Consider the following 441-nt stretch of genomic DNA (forward strand, 5'->3'; position numbering starts at 1 on the left):
GGAATCTGTCGCATCACGGCAAGCAGATGCTCTTCCGGATGCGCCAGCAGCACCGCATCCTCATTGGCCTGAGGCGCTTCTTTGCGATCAAGGCGCTCGAAATTCGGATGTTCGAGCGCGATGTTCAGCGACCGCAGGCGGTCCGGCCGCTCGGGATGGCCGGAAGGCGTGATATGCTCGAGGAAGATCGGATGTTCGTATAAACGCGTCGCCATTCTTTTCCTCCCGAAGAAAGTGTTTTCAGGCGCGCTGCGGCAGCAGCGGATAACCCGCCATGACGGCGCGGCCGGCAAGGGCTGCCAGCACGGCCTTCAGCGCATCACCCGGGATGAAGGCGAGCGAACCCATGAAAGCCTTTTCAAAACCGAGACCGACGACCACCGCCAGGTAGGTGATGCCGAAAGCATAAAGCACGACCACGCCGCCGATCAGGCTGGCGAC

1 protein-coding gene and 1 pseudogene are annotated in these 441 nt (G+C 61.2%); both read right to left on the reverse strand.

Annotation, left to right across the window (positions count from 1 at the left end):
* Positions 1-215 (reverse strand): annotated as a pseudogene (locus tag EN804_RS34665) (histone deacetylase family protein); the annotation flags it as partial.
* Between the two features lie 25 nt (positions 216-240).
* A partial coding sequence (locus EN804_RS34670; protein WP_189602155.1) for a biotin transporter BioY occupies positions 241-441 on the reverse strand: 201 nt, incomplete at its 5' end.

Origin of the sequence: Mesorhizobium sp. M8A.F.Ca.ET.161.01.1.1 (assembly GCF_004792105.1) — a bacterium.
In the GTDB taxonomy this organism is placed as follows: Bacteria; Pseudomonadota; Alphaproteobacteria; order Rhizobiales; family Rhizobiaceae; genus Mesorhizobium.